The sequence below is a fragment of the Mesorhizobium sp. M7A.F.Ca.CA.004.06.1.1 genome (assembly GCF_003999135.1).
In the GTDB taxonomy this organism is placed as follows: domain Bacteria; phylum Pseudomonadota; class Alphaproteobacteria; order Rhizobiales; family Rhizobiaceae; genus Mesorhizobium.
This window is the reverse complement of sequence record NZ_RZPQ01000906.1, coordinates 1-2,108: the sequence shown is the minus strand read 5'-3', so window position 1 is coordinate 2,108 and position 2,108 is coordinate 1. Positions and strand designations below refer to the sequence as shown.

Annotated in this window: 2 protein-coding genes; both read left to right on the top strand. The window is 63.0% G+C overall.

The window, feature by feature from the left end; all coding sequences use genetic code 11:
• Window positions 1–877 (top strand): branched-chain amino acid ABC transporter permease (locus EN906_RS31960; RefSeq protein WP_164777526.1); only part of this gene is annotated, 877 nt, incomplete at its 5' end.
• A gap of 97 nt (window positions 878–974) precedes the next feature.
• Window positions 975–2,108, top strand: a 1,134-nt coding sequence (locus tag EN906_RS31955; protein ID WP_127375674.1) for a glutamine synthetase, incomplete at its 3' end; no start/stop codon positions are given.

The window sequence follows — 2,108 nt, the reverse complement described above, 5'->3', positions numbered from 1 at the left end:
GTTCATGGGCAACAGCAACATCGCCAATCTCGGCCACAGTGCCTTTGTCGGCCTCGGCGCCTATGGCGTCGCCATCCTGTCGACGCCACTGGCCATGAAGAAACTGTCGATCCCCCATGCGCCGTTCGGCTTCGCCACATTGCAGCTCGATCCGGTGTCGTCGGCGCTCATCGCGCTCATCATGGTCGGCATCGTCGCCGCCGTCAGCGGAAAGGTGATCAGCCGCCTGTCGGGTGTCGCCGCGACCATCGTCAGCCTGGCGCTGCTGATCATCGTCCATTCGGTGTTTCTCAACTGGACCAATCTGTTCAAAGGCAACCAGGCCTTCTTCGGCATCCCGAAGGTGGTCGGCTTGCCCTGGATGATGGTGTTCTCGGTGGTGGTGATCGTGCTGGCGCGGCTGTTCAAGGACAGCCGCTGGGGCCTGCAGCTCCGCGCCAGCGCCCAGAGCCCGCAGGCCGCCGCAGCACTCGGCATCGACGCCCGACGCCTGCGGCTGATGTCGTGGGTGCTGTCGGCGCTGATCTGCGGCCTCGCCGGTGTGCTCTACGCCTATTTTGCCGGCACGATCAGTCCCAAGCTTTTCTACTTCCAGATGATCTTCAACACGCTGGCGATGCTGATCCTGGGCGGCATGGCGACGGTGACCGGCGCGGTGACCGGCGTGATCGTGCTTTCGGTCGGGCTGGAATTCATCCGCAGCATCGAATCCGGCGTGACGATCGCCGGCCTCCAGCTGCCGCAGCTGCTCGGGCTGTCGGGTGTGGCGCTCGGCGTCGTCATCGTGCTTTGCATGGCCTTCCGGCCAAGCGGCATCAGCGGCCGTTATGAGCTCGACGAATTGTTGTCGCGATTTTTCAGGCGCAACGCGAAATAGCGTAGCGTCTGTCCGTTTCTTCTAACGCAATTCCGGACGGAAAACCGTTTCACACTTTTCCTGGAATTGCTCCGAGTTTTCCTGGTGGAGGTTTGAAGTGGAATTTGAGGACAAGGCCGCGGCCTACAAGCCCAGGCTCGAAGCGCTGCAGAGCAAGCTGGCGGCCGACGGCGTCGAATTCATCGAGATCCATACGGTCGACACATCAGGGGCGTTCCGCTCCAAGATCGCACCGCTGAAGCTCTCTACCTATGGCGAATCCATCAACGCCATCCTCTATTGCGTTACCCATGGCGACGGCCAACCGATGGGTGATGTTGCCTTCGCCTCGCCGAGCGCCAATGAGGACAACGGCTTTCCAAATATCAAGGGGATCATCGATCCGGCGACGGTCGTCCAGCACGGCTGGAAGCCGAAATTCGCCTCCGCCATCACCAGCTCCTACATGCTCGACGGCGCGGTCTGTCCGTTCGATCCGCGCGGCGTGCTGGCCCGCGTCGAAGAACGCGCCAGGGCGCTCGGCTACGAGCCGATGATCGCGCTCGAATACGAGTTCGGCATCTTCCATGCCGACCACGATCTGATGCGCGCCGGGCGCTACCGCGAGCTGAAGCCCTGGGGCCATTCGCTGATCAACTATGATCTGGTGCGCAGCGGCGAATATCAGGATTTTGCCGCCGAATTCATCACCCGCATGAAGAGCATCGGCATCGGGGTGGCCTCGCTGGTCACCGAATATGGCTACGGAATGTATGAATATGCGCTGACACCGAAATCGGCACTGCAGGCAGCCGACGACGCCATGCGTGCCAAGCTGCATCTGCGCGAGCTGTGCGCCGAGCGTGGCCTGGTCGCCACCTTCATGACGCGCTTCCAGCCGCCGGGCAAGGAAAGCGCCTGCGGCGCGCATCACCATGTCAGCCTGTGGCGCGACGGCAAGCCGGCCTTCGCCGCCGGCCCGAACCGGCTGACGCCGGTTGCGGAAAAGTTCCTTGCCGGCGTGCTCCACCGGATGCAGGAAACACATCTGTTGTTTCGGCCGACGGTCAATTCCTACCGCCGCTTCGATCGTGGCGCCTGGTCGCCGGAGGACGTCGCGTGGGGTTTCGAGAACCGCACAGCACCCGTCCGCGCCATCACCACGCCGAATGACGGCGCCTGCCGGCTGGAGCATCGCGCGCCGGGCGCCGACATCAATCCCTATCTGTCGATCGCCGCGATCCTGGCGGCT